Origin of the sequence: Microbacterium sp. B35-30, assembly GCF_010634855.1 — a bacterium.
In the GTDB taxonomy this organism is placed as follows: domain Bacteria; phylum Actinomycetota; class Actinomycetes; order Actinomycetales; family Microbacteriaceae; genus Microbacterium.
On sequence record NZ_MWLQ01000014.1, the window covers coordinates 13,496 to 33,072 of the forward strand.

Below are 19,577 nucleotides of genomic sequence, written 5' to 3' on the forward strand. Positions count from 1 at the left end.
CGTTGTGGGCGAGGGCGCTGGCCATGGAATACGTTTTCCCGGGCCAAGCCACGAGTACCGTAAACCGCCGCCGCGAGCGGAGTCAACTCCATGCACCTCCAGAAGTGAAACGTCTCATGCAAATCTCAGAAACGTTTCGTGTCCTCCGCACCGGCCCGATCCCCGTCGCGCAGCTCGGACAGCGGCCAGGGACTGGGACCGTGCACGGCCCCGCCGGCAAAGGCCGGGTCCGCCGTTACTGAATCGTTCTAATTTCTCGGAATGATGGCTTGCGAAACGTTTTTAGACGAGGTACCGTAGCGGGCAAGCGCTTTCCAGCACCGCATGATCCGCACCCGGATGCGCCCACACCGCACTCACAGACGACGAACGTCTCCCGCGGACAGCGAACGCAGACGTTCACAAGGAGGACAAGGATGTTCAGCAAGAAGCGGGCCCTCGCCGTAGCCGCGATCGCGGCCGGCGCAGCCCTGGTGCTGGCCGGCTGCGCCGGCGGCAGCGAAGAAGCCCCCGACGCGGCCCCCACGTTCGACCCGAACGAGGAGGTCACCCTCGACCTCGCGTTCTGGGGCAACGACGTGCGCGCCGACCTCTACAACCAGGCGATCGACGCGTTCAACGAGGAATACCCCAGCATCACGGTCAACGCCACGTTCCTGACCTTCCCCGAGTTCTGGGAGAAGCGGCAGACCGAGGCGGCCGGCGGGAACCTCCCCGACGTGATGCAGTTCGACTACTCGTACCTGCGTCAGTACTCCGAGAACAACCTGCTGCTCGATCTCGACCCCTACCTCGGCAACATCATCGAGACCGACCCGCTGCCGGAGAACATCCTCGACATCGGCGTCGTCAACGACACGACCTACGGCATCACCACCTCCACCAACGCGTGGGGCCTCTTCACCAACCCGGTCCTCCTCGAGAAGGCCGGCGTCGCGGAGTTCGAAGGCGGCAGCTGGGAGGACTACGCCGAGTGGATGGGCGAGGTCACCGACGGCGGCGGCGGCGAGTTCTGGGGTGGTGCCGACTTCACCGGCCGCATCCAGAACTTCGAGCTGCAGCTGCGCTCCGAGGGCGAGAACCTCTTCAACGAGGACGGCACGCCCGGCTTCGACGAGGAGCGCCTGACGGAGTTCTGGGAGTCCGGCCAGGACATCCGGGACGGCATCGGCATCCCGCAGCAGCGTGTCGAGGAGGTCGCCCCGAAGGGCGCCTTCGACAGCGCGCTGACCGCCAGCGAGCTGACGTGGGACAACTTCGGCGCCGGCTACCTCGCGGGCCTCGGCGCGGACTACACCGAGCTCGGCCTGATCGCTCCCCCGGTGACGGAGGAAGGCGCGAAGGACCTCTACCTGAAGCCCTCGATGCTCCACACCATCTCGGCCAGCACGGAGCACCCGGAGGCGGCGGCGACGCTCGTCAACTTCCTCGTGAACTCTCCCGAGTCGGGCGAGATCTTCGGCACCAACCGCGGCCTGCCGGCCTCGGAGACCGCCCTCGACGCCGCGGAGCTCGACCCGCTGAGCCAGCAGGTCAAGGAATACGAGGCCTTGATCGCCGACCGCCTGGGCGACGCCCCGCCGGTGCCGATCGTCGGCTACGGCACCCTGGAGGAGAAGTTCCGCCAGCTGGGCACCGAGCTCAGCTTCGGCACGGTCACGGTGGATGACGCGGTCTCGCAGTTCTTCGCCGAGATGGACGTCGTCCTCAACCAGTGACACCGTTCGGGTCCGGGCGTACGATGCGCCCGGACCCGGAACACCACTCCATGAATCTGTATCGGAGAGTCTCGTGAGCACCACAGCGACCAGAGTCATCGTGACCGGTGAGAAGTCCTCGCGTCGGTCCTTGTTCCGCAGGTCCCGGCCGGAGCGGGTGGATCGTCCGGGCATGCGACAGCGTGCCGTGAAGGAGACGGTCGCCGGTTACGGGTTCCTCGTGCCGTGGCTGGTGGGATTCTTCGGGCTCACGCTGATCCCGATGGCGTACTCGCTGTACCTGTCGTTCACGAGCTACAACATCTTCTCGCCGCCGAAGTGGATCGGCTTCGACAACTACATCCGCATGTTCACGTCGGACCCGGCGTTCATCCAGTCCGCGCAGATCACCCTGATCTACGTGGTCGTCGGCACCCCGATCACCCTCGCCGCGGCCCTCGCCGTTGCGATGCTGCTGAACTACCGCGACAAGGGCGCCGGGTTCTTCCGCTCCGCGTTCTACGCCCCGTCGCTGATCGGCGGATCGGTCAGCGTCGCGATCGTGTGGCGGGCGATGTTCGCCTCCGACGGCCCGGTCGACACCTCGCTGTCGGCGATCGGGATCGACCTGGGCGGCTGGATCGGCAACCCGGCTCTGGTGCTGCCCGCGATGATCCTGCTGGCGATCTGGCAGTTCGGCGCCACGATGGTCATCTTCCTCGCCGGCCTGAAGCAGATCCCTAAAGAACTCTACGAGGCGGCAGAGATGGACGGCGCCGGGCCCTGGCACCGGTTCCGCGCCGTCACCCTGCCGATGCTCAGCCCCGTGATCTTCTTCAACCTGCTGCTCGGCCTGATCGGCGCCTTCCAGGTGTTCGCATCGGCCTACATCATCTCGAACGGCACCGGCGGCCCCGCCGGCATGACCAACTTCATCACCCTGTACCTCTACAAGCGCGGCTTCAGTGACGGCCAGATGGGCTACGCCGCCGCCATCGCCTGGGTGCTGCTGATCGTCGTCGCCGTCATCGCCTTCATCCTCTTCCGCACCCAGCGCAGCTGGGTCCACTACGCCGGAGACAACCGATGAGCACCACAAGTTTCGGCGAGCCCGCCATCGCGACCCTCGAGAACCAGCTCGACGCGACACCCCGCGCCCCCCGCCGCAAAGTCAAGCGCAAGACCTGGCAGACCGCGATCTGGTTCATCGTGCTCATCGCGGTGACCGCGGTCGTGCTCTACCCGCTGGTGTGGCTGCTGTTCTCCACGTTCAAGCCGAACAGCGAGTTCGGCTCGAACATGGGCCTCCTCCCGAACGCGCCCACCATCGACAACTACACGAAGGTGTTCGAAGGCATCGCCGGAGTGCCGATGTGGCGGTTCTTCCTGAACTCGTTCATCATCGCCGCCGGCTCCGTGATCGGCGTGCTGCTGTCCTCGTCGCTGGCCGCCTACGCGTTCGCCCGCATCCAGTTCAAGGGCCTCAGCGTCCTGTTCGCCGCGATGATCGGCACCCTGCTGCTGCCGTTCCACGTCGTGATCATCCCGCAGTACATCATCTTCAACAATCTCGACATGATCGACACGTTCTGGCCGCTGCTGCTGCCGAAGTTCCTCGCCACCGAGGCGTTCTTCGTGTTCCTGCTCGTCCAGTTCATCCGCCAGATGCCCCGCGACATGGACGAAGCGGCCCGCATCGACGGCGCCGGCCACGTCCGCATCTTCTGGTCGATCATCCTGCCGCTGATCAAGCCCGCCCTGATCACCTGCTCGATCTTCGCGTTCATCTGGGCGTGGAACGACTTCCTCGGGCCCCTGCTCTACCTGACCAGCCCCGAGAACTACCCGCTCCCCATCGCGCTGCGCCTCTACAACGACCAGACCTCGGTCAGCGACTACGGCGCCACCGTCACCGCATCCTTCATCGCCCTCATCCCCGTCCTCCTCTTCTTCCTGGTGTTCCAGCGCTTCCTCGTCGACGGCGTCGCCACCCAGGGCCTGAAGGGCTGACGGGCGGCAAGCGCCGACCGCCGTTTCGCACGACCCACACACGCACGAGAAGGGATGCCGCAGCTCATGGACCGCAAGACACTCCGCGCCGCACGCCGGGCCGACGCGTCCGGCAGCGGGCCCACGCTCGAAGAGCGCGACCCTGCCCGCTACCCGGGTGCGAAGGGGGCCTTCGCGCTGTTCGGCGAGGTGCTGCTCACCGGCCTGCTCGTCACCGTCGCGGGTCTGCTGGTCGTGACCCTGCCTGCGGCACTGGCCGCCGGCATCCGTCATCTGCGTCGCTATGCCGGCGCGGAGCAGTCGCACGTCCGCACGTTCTGGCAGGACTGGCGCAGGGCGCTGCCCGGTGGGGTCGTGGTCGGAGTCGTCGGCGTGGCGCTCGCCGTGCTGCTGCTGCTCGACATCGACCTCGCGAACTCCGGCGCACTCCCCGGCGGCCCCCTCATCGCCGTGATCGGCTGGGCCGGGCTGCTGACAGCGGCGGTCTCACTGCTCCTGGCAGCGGGAGCCTGGACCCCCGAACGCGGCTGGCGACCGGCGGTCCGCGGCATCCCGTCGTCGATCGCACGGGACCCGATCGGAGCCGCGTATCTCGCCGCCGCGGCGGTGCTGGTCGTCGTCATGACCTGGATGCTCGCCCCGCTCATCGTCGCGGGCCTGGGCTGCGCCGCCTTCGCCGTCATGGCGGTCCCCGCCCGGCGCGGCCGCCGCTGAACCCCACCGACCGAATCACCTGTCACCGAAGCCAGAAGAAGGAGCTCGACGTGCTGTACGGCGCCGACTACAACCCCGACCAGTGGCCGGAGGAGGTGTGGGACGAGGACGTCCGCCTCATGCAGCAGGCCGGCGTCAACATCGTCAGCCTCGGCATCTTCGCGTGGTCGCGCATCCAGCCCTCCGAGGACGTGTGGGATTTCGCCTGGCTCGACACCGTCATCGGCAAGCTGCACGCGGGCGGCATCGCTGTCAACCTCGCGACGGCGACCGCCTCTCCCCCGCCGTGGGTGAGCGCGACGTACCCCGAGACCCTCCCGGCCGACGAGTCGGGCGCCTCCTACTGGCCCGGCAGCCGACAGCACTTCGCGCCGTCGTCGCCCACCTACCGGCGCCTGGCCGGCGAACTGGTGCGCCGCCTCGCCGAGCGCTATGCGGAGCACCCGGCCGTGGTGATGTGGCACGTCGGCAACGAGTTCGGCTGCCACCTCTGGATGGACTTCTCGGATGCCGCGCGCGACGCGTACCGCGGGTGGCTCGAGAAGCGGTACGCCACCATCGACGCACTGAACGATGCGTGGGGCACGAGCTTCTGGTCGCAGCGCTACGGCGGCTTCGACGAGATCTTCCCGCCGCGCCTCGCCCCGTACAGCCACAACCCGTCGTCGATGCTCGACTGGTGTCGCTTCACGAGCGACATGCTGCTCGAGTGCTACCTGATGGAGCGCGAGATCCTGCTGGCGGCCGGCGCGACGCAGCCGATCACGACGAACTTCATGGGTCCGTTCAAGCCCGCCGACTACCGCAAGTGGGCGCCGCACATGGACGTCATCGCCGACGACTGCTACCCCGATCCGGCGAACCCGCATCGCGTGCGCGACGCCGCGTTCCAGCGGGATCTGATCCGCTCGCTCAAGCCCGGCGTGCCGTGGCTGCTCTGGGAGCAGGCGACGGATGCCGTCAACTGGCGTCCCGCGAACGCCGGCAAGCAGCCGGGGGCGCTGATGGCCGAGACGGCGCAGTCCGTGGCACGGGGCGCCGACGGCATCATGTTCTTCCAGTGGCGGCAGTCCCGCGCCGGAAGCGAGAAGTTCCACTCGGCGATGCTTCCGCACGCGGGCACCGAGACCCGGACCTGGAACGCGGTCACCGACCTCGGCGCTCGCCTGGGTGCTCTCCCTGAGCTGCCCGCACCGGGCCGTGACGCCCAGGTCGCCCTGGTGTTCGACTGGGAGAACTGGTGGGCCGTCGAGGAGCGCGACCACCCGACGCAGATCGACTACCTCGCGCTGATCCTGGAGTGGTACGGCGCGTTCCACGCGCGCAACATCCAGGTCGACATCGTGGGACCCGAAGAGGTGGACCGCGCCTACGACCTGGTCGTCGCACCGGCGCTCTACCTGCTGCGCGATGAGGGCGCCGCGGCGCTGACCCGGTTCGTCGAGGACGGCGGCACGCTGCTCACCGGCCCCTTCACCGACATCGTCGACGCGCACGACCAGTTCCGCGACGGCGGGTTCCTGACCCAGCTGGGCCCCGTGCTCGGTCTGCGCTTCGAGGACTTCGGCGCGCTCGCCGGCGCTGCGGTGAGCGCCAGCGGCGTGGGCGGCCTCAAGGCCGAAACCGCCGCGGTACCGGGCGCCGGAGCCGTGGCCGGTGCCGCGGCGACGTTCCGGCTCGGGGGCGCCGCGCAGTCCGGCCGGCTCGTCGCCGAGTCCGTGCACGCGACCGGTGCGTCGGTCGTGGCGGCGTTCGACTCCGGGCTCCAGGCCGGCGCGCCGGCACTGACCCGCCACCGGTTCGGCGCCGGCGAGGCCTGGTACGTCGCGACCCAGCCCGTCGGCAACTCGCCTTCGGCCGCCGGGACCGCCCCCGACGCGCTCGACGCCGTCGTCGCGGCCGTGGTCGAGGCATCCGGTGTCCGCCCCGTCGTCGAGGGCCTGCCCGCCGGCGTCGAGGCCGCTCGTCGCGGCGATCTCGTCACGCTCATCAACCACGGCGACGCCCGCGTCGAGATCGCGATCGAGTGCACGGATGCCGAGACCGGCCGTGCCGTCGAGCGCGTGGCGCTCGACGCCCAAGGCGTCGCCTTCCTCCTCGCACCCGCCGCTGTCCCGCCCGCCCTCGCCACGCCCGCCGCCGAACCCTCGGCGCGCGAGTCCGTGCCGAGCTTCTGACCTCCCCCACTTCCCTTCGAGACTGGAGACCTCCATGCCCGCACCCCGTCTGCTCGCAGCAGCCGCCCTCACCGCGAGCGCCGCGCTCGTCCTCGCCGGCTGCGCCGGCGGCGCGTCCGACGACGCCGCCGACGCGTTCGACCCCGACGAGGAGGTCACGCTCGACTTCGCGTTCTGGGGCAACGACGACCGCGCCACCCGTTACAACGACCTGATCGCGGCGTTCAACGAGGAGTACCCGAACATCACGATCAACACCTCGTTCACCGACTTCCCGAGCTTCTGGGAGAAGCGGCAGACCGAGGCCGCGGGCGGTGGGCTCCCCGACGTCTTCCAGTTCTCCGACAGCTACCTGCGCCAGTACGGCGAGTCCGGCAATCTGCTCGACCTCGCCGAGGTGTCGGACCAGATCGACACGACGACGTTCGAGGAGTCGCTCCTCGGCACCGGTGCGCTCGACGGCGTGCAGTACTCGCTCCCCACGGGTTACAGCCTGTGGGCCAACTTCGTCAACGACGACCTCGTCGCCCAGGCGGGCGTCGAGACGCCCGAGGCCGGCACGAGCTTCGCCGACTTCGACGAGTGGATGGCCTCGGTCACCGACGCCACCGGCGGCACCGTGTACGGCGGCACCGACTACACCCAGCGCATCCAGGTGTTCGAGCTCGTGCTCCGCGCCGACGGCGGCAACCTCTACACCGACGACGGCGAGCTCGGCTTCACCGAGGACGAGCTCCGCGAGTTCTGGGAATCGGGTGCAGAGATCCGCGACGGCGTCACCGTGCCGCAGCAGAAGCTCGAGGAGCTCTCGCCCAAGTCGGGCTTCGGCGCCGCGATCACGGCGAGCGAGATGAGCTGGAGCAACTTCCTGGGCGGCTACCTCGCCGATTCGGGCGCTTCGTCGATCTCGATCGTCGCTCCCCCGACCGCGAAGGAGGGCTCGCAGGACCTCTACCGACAGGCCGGCCTGCAGGTCGCGATCGCGAAGAACACCGAGCACCCCGAGGCCGCTGCCCTGTTCCTCGACTTCGTCGTGAACAGCCCCGAGGCCGGCGAGATCTTCGGCACCACGCTCGGGTTCCCGGCCTCGTCGTCGAAGCTCGAGGGCGCGACCCTCGAAGGCCCCGACAAGCAGGTGGCCGACTACATCGAGTCGGCGGCCGACCGCATCGGCGACGCCCCGCCGGTTCCGGTCGTCGGCTACGGCTCGCTCGAGCAGACCTTCTGGGACCTCGGCAAGTCGATCGGTCTCGGCGCCCTCTCGGTCGACGACGCCGTGACGCAGTTCTTCGCAGAGGCCGACGCCATCCTCGGCTGAGACTCTCGAAGCCTGAGCCTGACCGATTCGACGGATGCCGCGGCACGGCCTCGTGCCGCGGCATCCGTGTCTCCCACCCCCCATCCCGAGAGGATCCCCGTGACCGACGCGTCCGCCCGCCTCGACCCGCACTACGAGATCGCCGACATCGACCGCCGCGTGTTCGGCGGGTTCGTCGAGCACCTGGGCCGTCACATCTACGACGGGATCTTCGAGCCCGGGCATCCGTCGGCCGACGACGAGGGCTTCCGCACCGACGTGATCGACCTCGTGAAGGAGCTCGGCGTCTCGACCATCCGCTACCCCGGCGGCAACTTCGTCTCGGGCTACCGGTGGGAGGACGGCATCGGGCCGAAGGCCGAGCGGCCGCGCCGGCTTGATCTCGCGTGGCACTCGACCGAGACGAACGAGGTCGGGCTCCACGAGTTCCAGGCGTGGCTCGACCGGGTCGGGAGCGACCTGATGCTGGCCGTGAACCTCGGCACGCGCGGCACGCAGGAGGCGCTCGACCTGCTCGAGTACGCCAACGCCGACGCGCAGACAGCGTGGACCGACCGGCGCGCCGCGAACGGACGCGAGACGCCGTTCGGCGTGAAGATGTGGTGCCTCGGCAACGAGATGGACGGACCGTGGCAGCTGGGGCACCGCAACGCCGACGACTACGGCAAGCTCGCGTCGCAGACGGCGAAGGGCATGCGGATGCTCGACCCCGCCGTCGAGCTCGTCGTGTGCGGCTCGTCGGCGCGGGCGATGCCCACCTTCGGTTCGTGGGAGCGCACCGTGCTCGAGCACACCTTCGACGATGTGGACTTCATCTCGTGCCACTCCTACTACCAGGAGCACGACGGCGACGCGCAGGAGTTCCTCGCGTCGGGCGTCGACATGGCGAAGTTCATCGAGGCGGTGGTCGCGATCGCCGACACCGTCGCCGCCACGAAGAAGAGCGAGAAGCGCATCATGATCTCGTTCGACGAGTGGAACATCTGGTACCTGCACGACGACGAGGGCGGCCAGAACGACAAGCCGGAGGAGAAGGGCTGGCCGGTCGCGCCTCGCCTGCTCGAGGACAAGTACAGCGCGCTCGACGCCGTCGTCTTCGGCGACCTGATGATCACGCTGCTGCAGCACGCCGACCGCGTGCGCTCTGCGTCGCTGGCCCAGCTCGTCAACGTCATCGCCCCGATCATGACCGAGCCGGGCGGACCGGCGTGGCGGCAGACGACGTTCTTCCCCTTCTCGATCACATCGCGGCTCGCGCAGGGGCGCGCGGTGCGCGTGCCGGTCGCGTCGAGCACGTTCGCGAGCGAGAAGCTCGGCGAGGTCCCCACCCTGAACGCGGTCGCGACCATCGACGACGACGGCGTGTCGCTCTTCGTCGTGAACCGTTCGGCGACGGATGCCGCGAACCTGCGTGTCGACCTCGCCCCGCTGGTGCGGACCCTCGGGCGCGAGGTCGCCGTCGTCGAGTCGCACCTGCTGCACGAAGACGACGTGTACGCGGCCAATACCCTCGACGATCCCGAGCGCGTCGGCGTGCGCGCGGCCGAGGCATCCGTCGACGGCGAATCGCTCTCGGTGACCCTCCCCGCCGTGTCGTGGGCCGCGGTGCGGCTCGCATGAGCAGCGCTCACGGCACGCGAGCAGTCGCGGGCTCGACCGCGCTCGCCGCGCCGCTGCGGCTCGACGCGACCGGCGACGCTCGCGCCGAGAGGCGCCCGCGCATGGCCAACGCCGAGGATGCGCGCGCCGGGCTCGGCCTGACCAGCCGCGCGCTGATCCGTGACGGACGTCCGTGGCTGCCCGTGTCGGGCGAGCTGCACTACACGCGCGTTCCGCGCGAGCGGTGGACCCCGCGGCTGCGGCTCATGCGGGCGGGAGGCATCTCCGTCGTGTCGACGTACGTGCCGTGGCTCCACCATGAACCGGTCCGGGGCGAGGTGCGCTTCGACGGGCGCTTCGACGTCGCGGCGTTCGTCGACGCGGTGCGCGCGGAAGGGCTCGAGATCGTGCTGCGGATCGGTCCGTGGGCGCACGGCGAGATGCGCAACGGCGGATTCCCCGACTGGGTGCAGCACGCGCCGGTGCAGCACCGCACCGACGACCCGGCGTATCTCGATCTCGTGCGGGAGTGGTTCGGGCACCTCGCCCGCGCCCTCGACGGGCGCTGCCGCCCCGACACGGTGCTCGCGATCCAGCTCGAGAACGAGCTGTACGACCAGCCGGGCCACCTCGTCACGCTCAAGCGGCTCGCGCGCGAGGCAGGACTGTCGGCACCGCTGTGGACCGCGACCGCGTGGGGCGGCGCCGAACTTCCCGATCCCGAGGTGCTGCCGCTGTGGGGCGGCTACGGCGACGGGTTCTGGGTCGACCCCGGCGAGCCGTGGGATCCGACCTTCCGGGCGCACTACTTCTTCTCCGACAAGTGGGACGACCCCGGCATCGGCGCCGATGTGCGCGGTGCGGAGGCGACCGGCGGGTCCGCCGAACTGTCGCCGTGGTTCCCGGCCGCCACCTGCGAGCTCGGCGGGGGCATGGCGACGGCATACCACCGGCGACCTCGGCCCGACGCCCTCGACATCGCCGCCGTCGCGCACGCCAAGCTCGGCAGCGGATCGGCGTGGCAGGGCTTCTACATGTACGCGGGCGGGACGAACCCGGGGCCGGGGCTCGAGGAGACGCAGGCCACGGGGTACCCCAACGACATGACCCGCCTGAGCTACGACTTCCACGCGGCGATCGGCGAGGCCGGCCGCACCGCCCCGAGTCACGCCGCGCTGCGCCTGCAGCACGCGTTCATCGAGGCGTTCGGGGAAAGCCTCGCGCCGATGCCGTCGCACCTTCCTGCGGAGCGCCCGGCCGGCGTCGAGGACGCCGAGACGCTGCGCTGGGCCGTCCGCGCCGACGACGGCGCGGGCGTCGTGTTCATCGGATGGCATCAGCCGCACGTGCCGCTGTCGACGTACCGCGGCGCGCAGTTCCAGATCGAGACAGCGGACGGTGTCGTCACGCTGCCGAGCACGCCCGTCGACGTCCCTCCCGGCACCCTCGCCCGGTGGCCCCTCGGTCTCGAGGTGGGCGGCGTCAGGGTCGAGTGGGCGACCGCGTCGGCGGTCACGGTGCTGCCCGGCATCCCGGCATCCGGCTCCGTTCCGACCCTCGTGCTGATCGAAGACGCGGGCATCCCGGTCGAGATCGCGCACGACGGCCTCGCCCATCGCGTGACACCCGGGCCGTCGCCGCTGCACATCGAGGAGCCCCATGGTGCGGCGCTCGATGTGCTCGTCCTTCCCGCCGACGAGGCGGCGCAGATCTGGGTGGTCGACGCGGCCGCCGGTGGACGACGGCTGTTCGTCGGGTCCGACGAGCTGACGTGGGATGCCGCAGGGACGGTGTCGGTGCGCGCGAGCGGGTCGGCACCCGACATGCGGGAGTACGCCGGAGGCGTCTGGCGCGAGCTCGCGTGGGACCACGTCGGCGGCGCTGCGGTCACCGAGAGCGTCGCGGTCGAGACGGTGCGCTCGGCGTCGATGCCGTCCGGCCGGTACGGGTCGCGCGATGGCCGGCCGTCCGCGCCGGATGACGCGGTGCTCGAGGCGCACGCCGCGGTGTATCGCCTCGACATCCCCGAGTGGGTCGACGAAGACGCCGTGCTGCGGGTGCGCTGGGCGGGCGATCTCGCGCAGCTGCGCGTCGACGGAGTGACGGCGACCGACCGGTTCTGGGACGGCTCCGAGTTCGTCGCGAACCTGCGCGACATCGGCGCTTCGCCCTCCACGCGCGTGGAGCTGCACGTGCTGCCGCTCCGGCGCGACAGCGGCGTGCACCTGCCCGCCGACGCCGCCGCGTGCCTCGCGGCATCGGTCGACGCAGTCTGCACGCTCGACGCCGCCGAGATCGACCAGCGGGCCCTCTGGTACGAGGCGCTTGCATGACGCCCGATCGCGTGTCACACTATTGGAAAGCGTTTACCCACTCCGCACTCCGCGGTGCCGGGTACCCCACAGCCTTCAGAGCAGAAAGCAGGACCCCATGACCGACACGACACTCGCTCCGGCCTCGGCCGAGGCATCCGCTCGTCCGCAGGTGCGCGAGATCGGCATCATCATGAACGGCGTCTCGGGCCGCATGGGCTACCGCCAGCACCTGGTGCGCTCGATCCTCGCGATCCGCGACCAGGGCGGCATCGAGCTGCCCGACGGCACCAAGGTCACCGTCAAGCCGCTGCTCGTCGGACGCAGCGAGGCCAAGCTGGCCGACCTCGCCGCCAAGCATGGCATCGAGGACTACACGACCGACCTCGACGCCGCCCTCGCCGACCCGCGCTGGGAGATCTACGCCGACTTCCTCGTCACGAAGGCGCGCGCCTCTGCACTGCGCAAGGCCATCGCCGCCGGCAAGACGATCTACACCGAGAAGCCCACGGCCGAGACCGTCGACGAGGCGCTCGAGCTCGCGAAGCTCGCGCAGGAGGCCGGCGTCAAGACCGGTGTCGTGCACGACAAGCTCTACCTCCCGGGCCTGCAGAAGCTGAAGCGCCTCATCGACTCCGGCTTCTTCGGCCGCATCCTCTCGGTGCGCGGTGAGTTCGGCTACTGGGTCTTCGAGGGCGACTGGCAGCCCGCCCAGCGCCCGAGCTGGAACTACCGCGCCGAGGACGGCGGCGGCATCATCGTCGACATGTTCCCGCACTGGAACTACGTGCTGGAGAACCTGTTCGGCGAGGTCAAGTCCGTCTACGCCCAGGCCGCCGTGCACATCGCCGACCGCTGGGACGAGAAGGGCGAGCACTACACCGCGACCGCCGAGGACGCCGCCTACGGCATCTTCGAGCTCGAGGGCGACATCGTCGCGCAGATCAATTCGTCGTGGACCGTGCGCGTGAACCGCGACGAGCTCGTCGAGTTCCACGTCGACGGCACGCACGGCTCGGCCGTCGTGGGTCTGTTCGGCGCCAAGATCCAGCACCGCAACGCCACCCCGAAGCCGGTGTGGAACCCCGACCTCGCCGACGACCACGACTACGACGCCGACTGGGCCGAGGTGCCGACGAACGACGTGTTCCAGAACGGCTTCCGCCAGCAGTGGGAGGAGTTCCTCGAGTCGTACGTGCTCGGCACAGAGTACGAGTTCGACCTGCTCTCGGGCGCGCGCGGCGTGCTGCTCGCCGAGGCGGGCCTGCAGTCGAGCCGCGAGGGCCGCAAGGTCGAGCTGCCGACCCTGTCGCTCGACTGACCGGCCCGAACCCACCGAACGGAACTGTCGGATGCCGAAACTCACCCTCCTCTCCGACGCCGGGGCTCTCTCGGCGGTCGAGCTGAGCGAGTCGCCGGGCTACACCAAGCCCGCCGACCCGCTCCGCAGCCGGGTCGCCTACGCCGCCGCACACGTCGTGCCTCAGACCTGGGCAGACAACACCCCCGGCCGGCCGGCTGAGGTCGACTGGGACGCCACGCTCGACTTCCGTCGCGCGGTGTACTCCTGGGGTCTCGGCGTCGCCGACGCCATGGACACGGCCCAGCGCAACATGGGCCTGGACGCGGCCGCGACGCGCGAGCTCATCGCCCGGTCGGCGCAGGTCGCCCGCGAGGAGGGCGGCTCGGTCGTCGTCGGTGTCAATACCGACCACGTCGAGGCAGAGCGGATCTCGGTCGACGAGGTCATCGACGCCTACAAGCAGCAGCTCCACTTCACCGAGGAGCAGGGCGCGGGGCCTGTGCTGATGGCATCGCGCCACCTCGCCCGCGCCGCCGAGTCGGCGGACGACTACCGCCGGGTGTACCGCGAGGTGCTCGGCTCGGCGACGACCCCCGTCGTGCTGCACTGGCTCGGCACCGCGTTCGACCCGGTGCTCGAGGGCTACTTCGGCTCTCCCGACTGGCGCGAGGCGTCGGCGGTGCTGCTCGAGATCATCGAGGAGAACGTCGAGAAGGTCGCGGGCGTGAAGATGAGCCTGCTGGATGCCGCGTCCGAGGTGTCGGTGCGCGAGCGCCTCCCCGAGGGTGTGCGCATGTTCACCGGCGACGACTTCAACTACGTCGGACTCATCGGCGGCGCCGACGTGCCCGACGCCCGGCAGCCGGAGCGCGACGCGAACAGCCCGCGCCAGCACTCCGACGCCCTGCTCGGCGCGTTCGCCGCGATCACGCCGGTCGCCTCGGCGGCCATCCAGGCGCTCGACGCCGGCGACCCCGCGCGGTACCTCGAGATCCTCGAGCCGACCGAGGAGCTCAGCCGCCAGGTGTTCGCCGCGCCGACGTTCTACTACAAGACCGGTGTCGCCTTCCTCTCCTGGCTCAACGGCCACCAGCCGGCGTTCCAGATGGTGGGCGGACTGCACTCGGCACGGAGCCTCCCCCACCTGTCGAGCATCGTCGAGCTGGCGAACTCCTCGCTCGCGCTCGAGCGGCCGGAGCTCGCGATGATCCGCTGGCACGGCATGCTGCGCCACAACGGCATCGACGTACCAGGCGTGCTCGCATGACCGCCGCCGAGGCATCCGTGTCCCGAAATCTCGCCCTCGTGTCCCGATTTCAGTTGGTCGGCGGCATTGTGAGCGAGCGAAATCGGGACATGAGGGAAGGGAACGCGCGATGACCGCTGTCGATCCGCGCCTGTCGATCAACCAGGCCACCATCAAGCACGCCGATCTCGCGACCGCACTGCGTGTGACGGCTGAGGCGGGTGTCGAGGCGATCGGCCTCTGGCGCGAGCCTGTGCAGGAGGTCGCCCTCGCGACCGCCGCGAAGATGCTCGCCGACTCGGGCCTGCGCTTCACGACGCACTGCCGCTCCGGCTTCTTCACGATGCCCGAGGGCCCGGCGCGCCGCGCGTCGATCGACGACAACCGCGTCGCGATCGAAGAGGCAGCGACCCTCGCCGCTGCGGGCGCCGAGGGGTCGACCGCAATCCTCGTGCTCGTCGCGGGGGGCCTGCCCGAAGGGTCTCGCGACCTGGTCGGCGCTCGTGAGCGGGTGCGCGACGCGATCGGCGAACTGGTTCCGGATGCCGCGGCCGCCGGTGTCACGCTCGCCATCGAGCCGTTGCATCCGATGTACGCGTCCGACCGCTGCGTCGTCTCGACGCTCGGGCAGGCGCTCGACATCGCCGCGGACTTCGACCCGGCCGTCGTCGGCGCCACCGTCGACACCTTCCACATCTGGTGGGACCCCGACGTCCTGGCCTCCATCGAGCGCGCGGGCCGCGAGGGCCGCATCGCGACGTATCAGGTGTGCGACTGGAAGACGCCGCTCGCGGCCGATGTGCTGCTCAGCCGTCACTACCCCGGCGACGGCGTCATCGACTTCGGCTCGCTCACCCGTGCGGTCGAGGCGACGGGCTACGACCGCGACATCGAGGTCGAGATCTTCAACGAGGAGATCTGGGCCACCGACCCGCTCGTCGCCGTGCAGCGGACGGCCGCCGGGTTCGCGGCATCCGTCTCGCCCCACCTCCGCGCCCGCGTCGCGAGCTGAACGCTCGGGCATGAGCACGGGAGCGCTCGCGGGATACGCCGACTGGCCGGCCTACCTCGCGGGCGCTCCGGCGTTCGTGCCGGTCGGTCTCGACGGACGCCGGAACCCCGGCGCCGGCGAGGACGGCACCGCTTCGCCAGGGAACGACGGCGCGACCGGCACGGTCGCCGACGCCCGCCGCGCCCTCGTCGACGTACTGGGCGTGCGCGCGGCGACCGCCGCCGACCTGAAGGTCGACCGCGAGTGGGTCGCCGACGGCGTGCGCGGCCGCGAGCTGAGCTGGTGGCTCGGCTTCGGCCCGCGGACGCGGGCCTACGTGCTCGAACCCGCCGACCACGACGGCGATCTCCCCGGCGTGCTCGCCCTCCACGCGCACGGCGGCGTGCGTTCGACCGGGGCCGAACAGCTCGTCGACACGGGGCGCGCGCCCAGCCCCTCGGCGGCCCGCATGCGCGCCCGCTGCTACGCGGGACGCACTCCCGCCAACGACCTCGCCCGCGACGGCTTCGTGGTGCTGGTACCCGACGCGTTCTCGTGGGCCAGTCGCGCGTTCGACCTGTCGTCGCCGCCGGAGGTGCTGGCGCGCCTGGGTGCGGCGCTCGACGCCCTGCACCGCGAACGCCACGAGACGCTCTCTGCCGATGAGCGCTTCGATGAGCTGTCGTCGCTGCACGAGTACGGCATCGCGAAGGCTGCGGGCGCGCTCGGCACGACCTTCGCCGGCGCCGTCGCGACCGACGATCTGGCGGCGCTGGACCTGCTGGCGGACTGGCCGGGCGTGGATGCCGGACGCCTCGGAGCGATGGGCTTCTCGGGCGGCGGCGGCCGGGCGCTGTTCGTGGGGGCGCTCGACGGCCGGGTCGCGGCATCCGTCGTCGCGGGCATGATGGCGACCTCTGCGTCGCTCGTGCCCGACTACCTCGACACCCACTCGTGGCTGCTGCACAGCCCAGGCCTCGCGGCGCGCTTCGACCTGCCCGACGTCGCGGCGCTGGGCCGCCGGGTGCTCGTGCAGTACGGCGAGCGCGACGAGCTCTTCCCCCGGCAGGGGATGACGGATGCCGACACCCGGCTCCGCACCCTGCTCGGTGCCCGCTACACCGGCGCCTGGCACGACGCCGCGCACGAGTTCACCGCCGCGATGCAGGACGAGGCGCGGGCGTTCCTGACGCAGGCGCTCATCCGACCCGCGCACGGCGATACCGCAGCGTGACGATCTCGAAGGGGCGGAGTTCGAACGCGACGGACGAGGGCTCCGACGCTCCGACCGGAGGGTCCAGCGGGCGCTCGAGCAGGTCGGTGCGCTGCACGCCCGCGACGGGGAACGAGGCGCGGACCGTCGCCCGCCGTCGACCCCCGGACGCCTCGTAGAGACGCACGACGACGTCTCCGCTGCGATCATCGGCGAGCTTCACCGCCTCGATGAGCACATGCGGGTCGGTGCAGGTGACGAGCGCCTCGGCCGGCCGGGATGACCGCACCGGACGCAGCGGATGAGCGAGGCGCAGGCCCTCCTCGCACGCGTCGGCGATATTGGCCGTCGGGCGCAGCGAGAACCGCACCCGATGCCTTCCGCGGTCGGCATCGGGATCCGGAAAGCGGGGGCCTCTGATGACCGACATCCCGATCATCGTCGTCGTGCCGCCGTCCGTCCTCGTCCGCCGCTGCACCGAATGCCCGTGCGTGGAGTCATTGGCGATGGCGACGCCGTAACCCGGCTCGCCGACGTGGATCCAGCGCTGTCCGGAGACCTCGAACCGCGCGGCATCCCACGAGGTGTTCGCGTGAGTGGGCCGCGCAAGGTGACCGAACTGGGTTTCGCTCCGGGTCTCCTCGGCATGGACGTCCAGCGGGAACATCAGCTTCAGCAGGCGCCCGCGGTGCTGCCAGTCCACGTCGAGGGCGATGTCGACTGCCGCCCGTCCGGGTGCCAGTGTCAGCTCCTCCGTGACGGAGGAGGACCCGAATCGCCTGACGCATCTCACCACGACCGCGCCGTCCTCCGTGACGACGCCGAGCTGCTCGAGCTCGGTGAGGTCGACGGCGTGACGGAGGTCGTCGCGCTCGATGTCCCAGGCGTCCCACTTGCCAGGCGCATCCCGGTGCAGCCTCAGCAGGGCGGCCGCCTCGCCGGCGGGGATCGCCTCGCGCCCGTCCGGCCCCTGCAGCGACACCAGCAGTCCCCGCCTGTCGACCACCGCCCGGACGATGCCGTTCGTGAGCACCCACCCGTCGGCGGTCTCCTCGAACCGTGCGGCTCCGGCCGGGTCAGCTGGTGCGGCTACCGCGTGCGGGGGCACACCGGCGAGCCACACCGCAGTGGCATTCGCGTACAGCAGCGGCCCGTCCTCACCGGCGACGCGCAGAGCATCGAGGCTCACCGCGACCATGCCCTCGAGCTCTCGCACGATGGCCGTGTGGTCGGCCTCGGCTTCACGATGCACCCACGAGATCGAACTGCCGGGCAGGATGTCGTGGAACTGCAGCATCAGCACCCGCTTCCACAGGCGGTCGAGCGCGTCGTAGGGATAGCCGGTCCCCGCCTGAACGGCGGCGGTGGTCGCCCACAGCTCCGCCTCATGGAGCAGCTCCTCGCATCGGCGGTTGCCCTGCTTCGTGCGCAACTGACTCGTCAGGGTGCCGCGGTGGAGCTCGAGGTACATCTCGCCGCGCCAGACCGGGAGCTCGTCCACCTCCTGAATAGCAGCGGTGTAGAAGTCGCCGGGACTTCCGAGGCGCACGCGGGGAGAGCCCTCCAGGTCCGCCTGCCGGCGGGCAGCCGCGAGCATCTCGCGTGTGGGCCCACCGCCACCGTCGCCCCAGCCGAACGGCGCGAGCGAGACCGTGCCCGCGTCGTGGTCACGATAAGTGCGCTCGGCGTGTGCCAGTTCCGCCGCGGACAGCTCGGCGTTGTAGGTCTCGATCGGCGGGAAGTGCGCGAAGATCCGAGTGCCGTCGATGCCCTCCCAGGCGAGGGTGTGGTGCGGCATGGCGTTGGTCTGGTTCCACGAGATCTTCTGCGTCATGAACCAGTCGACGCCGGCGAGCTTCATGATCTGCGGGAGCGCTGCCGAGTAGCCGAACGTGTCGGGCAGCCATACCTCACGCGTCTCGAGGCCGAACTCCTCGAGGAAGAAGCGCTTGCCGTGCACGAGCTGCCGCACCGTGGCTTCGCTTCCGGGCATGTTCGTGTCGGGCTCGACCCACTGGCTGCCGACAGGCACGAACTGCCCCGACGCCACCTTCTCGCGAATGCGTGCGAACAGCTCCGGGTACGACTCCTTGACCCACGCGAGCTGCTGCGCCGAAGAGCACGCGAAGCGGAAGTCCGGATGCTCGTCCATCAGTGCGAGCGCGTTCGAGAACGTTCTCGCGCATTTGCGGACGGTCTCGCGCACCGGCCACAGCCACGCGGTGTCGATGTGCGCATGACCGGTCGCGAGCACCGTGTGGGCGCTGGCCGCGGCCGGGGCCGCCAGCGCCGGCGCGAGGGCGCGTCGGGCGACGAGCACGGTGCCGCTCACGTCATCCGGATCGATCGCGTCCATCATCCGGTCGAGCGCGCTCCACAGCTGGAGGGCGCGCGGACCGTCCGCCGGCAGCTGCTCCGCGAGCCCGCGGACGACCTCGATGTCCTGCAGAAGCTCCCACACGCCGACGTCGACGAGCGCGATCTCCAGCCGGCGGAGCCGGTACAGCGGCTCGACGCCGGCCGTCGCCCTGTCGCCGAGGCGCGTCGATCGCCAGTGCGATTCCGGCGGGATGCCGGGGTTCCCCGCGAGCTCGAGGAAGTAGTCGATCTCTGCACCCACGACCGGCAGATGCGAGTTCCGGGGGGACACCGCCTTCACGACGGTGCCGTCGGGCCGGAAGGCGAGACCCTCCGCCTGGAACCCCGGCATGAGCCCGTCGAAGCCCAGATCGACGACGACCTCGGGGCGATGCCGGGCGTCCCGTGGCCACTCGCCCGGCAGGGTGCCACGCACGCGCAGCCACAGGGTGCTCCATGGTCGCCCCCACGGCTCCCCGACCGCGAACGGTGCGTACCGCTGACACGCCGCGTCGGCGAACGGGACGGGCTCTCCCGGCGCCTCCCACGCGAGGATCTCGAGCGGCGCGGTCCGCGTGTGGACGGCCGCCGTCAACGACTCGCCGACCAGCCTGTCGAGCCGATCGGCCACGCGGTCCG

General features: G+C 70.4%; 13 protein-coding genes. 12 read left to right on the forward strand and 1 reads right to left on the reverse strand.

Going from position 1 to position 19,577, the window contains the following annotated elements:
* Positions 1–416 precede the first annotated feature (416 nt).
* The 12 genes from B2K11_RS07770 to B2K11_RS07825 all read left to right on the forward strand — a co-directional run bounded on the left by B2K11_RS07770 (position 417) and on the right by B2K11_RS07825 (position 16,601).
* On the forward strand, positions 417–1,718 hold the full coding sequence (locus B2K11_RS07770) for an extracellular solute-binding protein (protein WP_163617704.1): 1,302 nt from the start codon (positions 417–419) through the stop codon (positions 1,716–1,718).
* A 172-nt stretch (positions 1,719–1,890) separates the two neighbouring features.
* Positions 1,891–2,787 carry a sugar ABC transporter permease gene (locus B2K11_RS07775; RefSeq protein ID WP_204260047.1) on the forward strand — a complete coding sequence of 299 codons (897 nt, stop codon included), beginning with the start codon at positions 1,891–1,893 and terminating at the stop codon, positions 2,785–2,787.
* Positions 2,784–3,707, forward strand: coding sequence for a carbohydrate ABC transporter permease (locus B2K11_RS07780; protein ID WP_163617706.1), 924 nt, complete (start codon positions 2,784–2,786; stop codon positions 3,705–3,707). Before B2K11_RS07775 ends, B2K11_RS07780 begins: the two co-directional genes overlap by 4 nt.
* A gap of 54 nt (positions 3,708–3,761) precedes the next feature.
* Positions 3,762–4,421 (forward strand): DUF624 domain-containing protein, encoded by a 660-nt coding sequence (locus B2K11_RS07785; protein WP_239525848.1) that lies wholly within the window; start codon positions 3,762–3,764, stop codon positions 4,419–4,421.
* Between the two features lie 50 nt (positions 4,422–4,471).
* Positions 4,472–6,598, forward strand: a complete 2,127-nt coding sequence (locus tag B2K11_RS07790; RefSeq protein WP_163617707.1) for a beta-galactosidase — start codon at positions 4,472–4,474, stop codon at positions 6,596–6,598.
* A 34-nt stretch (positions 6,599–6,632) separates the two neighbouring features.
* Positions 6,633–7,916 (forward strand): extracellular solute-binding protein, encoded by a 1,284-nt coding sequence (locus tag B2K11_RS07795; protein ID WP_163617708.1) that lies wholly within the window; start codon positions 6,633–6,635, stop codon positions 7,914–7,916.
* A 99-nt stretch (positions 7,917–8,015) separates the two neighbouring features.
* Entirely contained in the window at positions 8,016–9,536 is a 1,521-nt protein-coding gene (locus tag B2K11_RS07800) for an alpha-N-arabinofuranosidase (protein WP_163617709.1), read from the forward strand.
* A complete protein-coding gene (locus B2K11_RS07805) occupies positions 9,533–11,848 on the forward strand; it encodes a beta-galactosidase (protein WP_204260048.1) in 2,316 nt (771 codons plus the stop codon). The genes B2K11_RS07800 and B2K11_RS07805 overlap by 4 nt, the downstream gene beginning before the upstream one ends.
* Before the next feature lie 97 nt (positions 11,849–11,945).
* Positions 11,946–13,148 (forward strand): Gfo/Idh/MocA family oxidoreductase, encoded by a 1,203-nt coding sequence (locus tag B2K11_RS07810; RefSeq protein ID WP_204260049.1) that lies wholly within the window; start codon positions 11,946–11,948, stop codon positions 13,146–13,148.
* A gap of 31 nt (positions 13,149–13,179) precedes the next feature.
* A complete protein-coding gene (locus B2K11_RS07815) occupies positions 13,180–14,397 on the forward strand; it encodes a dihydrodipicolinate synthase family protein (protein ID WP_163617710.1) in 1,218 nt (405 codons plus the stop codon).
* A 109-nt stretch (positions 14,398–14,506) separates the two neighbouring features.
* Positions 14,507–15,388 (forward strand): sugar phosphate isomerase/epimerase family protein, encoded by an 882-nt coding sequence (locus tag B2K11_RS07820; RefSeq protein ID WP_163617711.1) that lies wholly within the window; start codon positions 14,507–14,509, stop codon positions 15,386–15,388.
* Between the two features lie 10 nt (positions 15,389–15,398).
* Complete coding sequence (locus tag B2K11_RS07825) at positions 15,399–16,601, forward strand: dienelactone hydrolase family protein (RefSeq protein ID WP_163617712.1); 1,203 nt, start codon at positions 15,399–15,401, stop codon at positions 16,599–16,601.
* Here the strand turns inward: B2K11_RS07825 and B2K11_RS07830 are convergent.
* Entirely contained in the window at positions 16,567–19,569 is a 3,003-nt protein-coding gene (locus B2K11_RS07830; RefSeq protein WP_345770763.1) for a glycoside hydrolase family 38 C-terminal domain-containing protein, read from the reverse strand. The two genes, B2K11_RS07825 and B2K11_RS07830, sit on opposite strands and share 35 nt — an antisense overlap.
* Positions 19,570–19,577 lie beyond the last annotated feature (8 nt).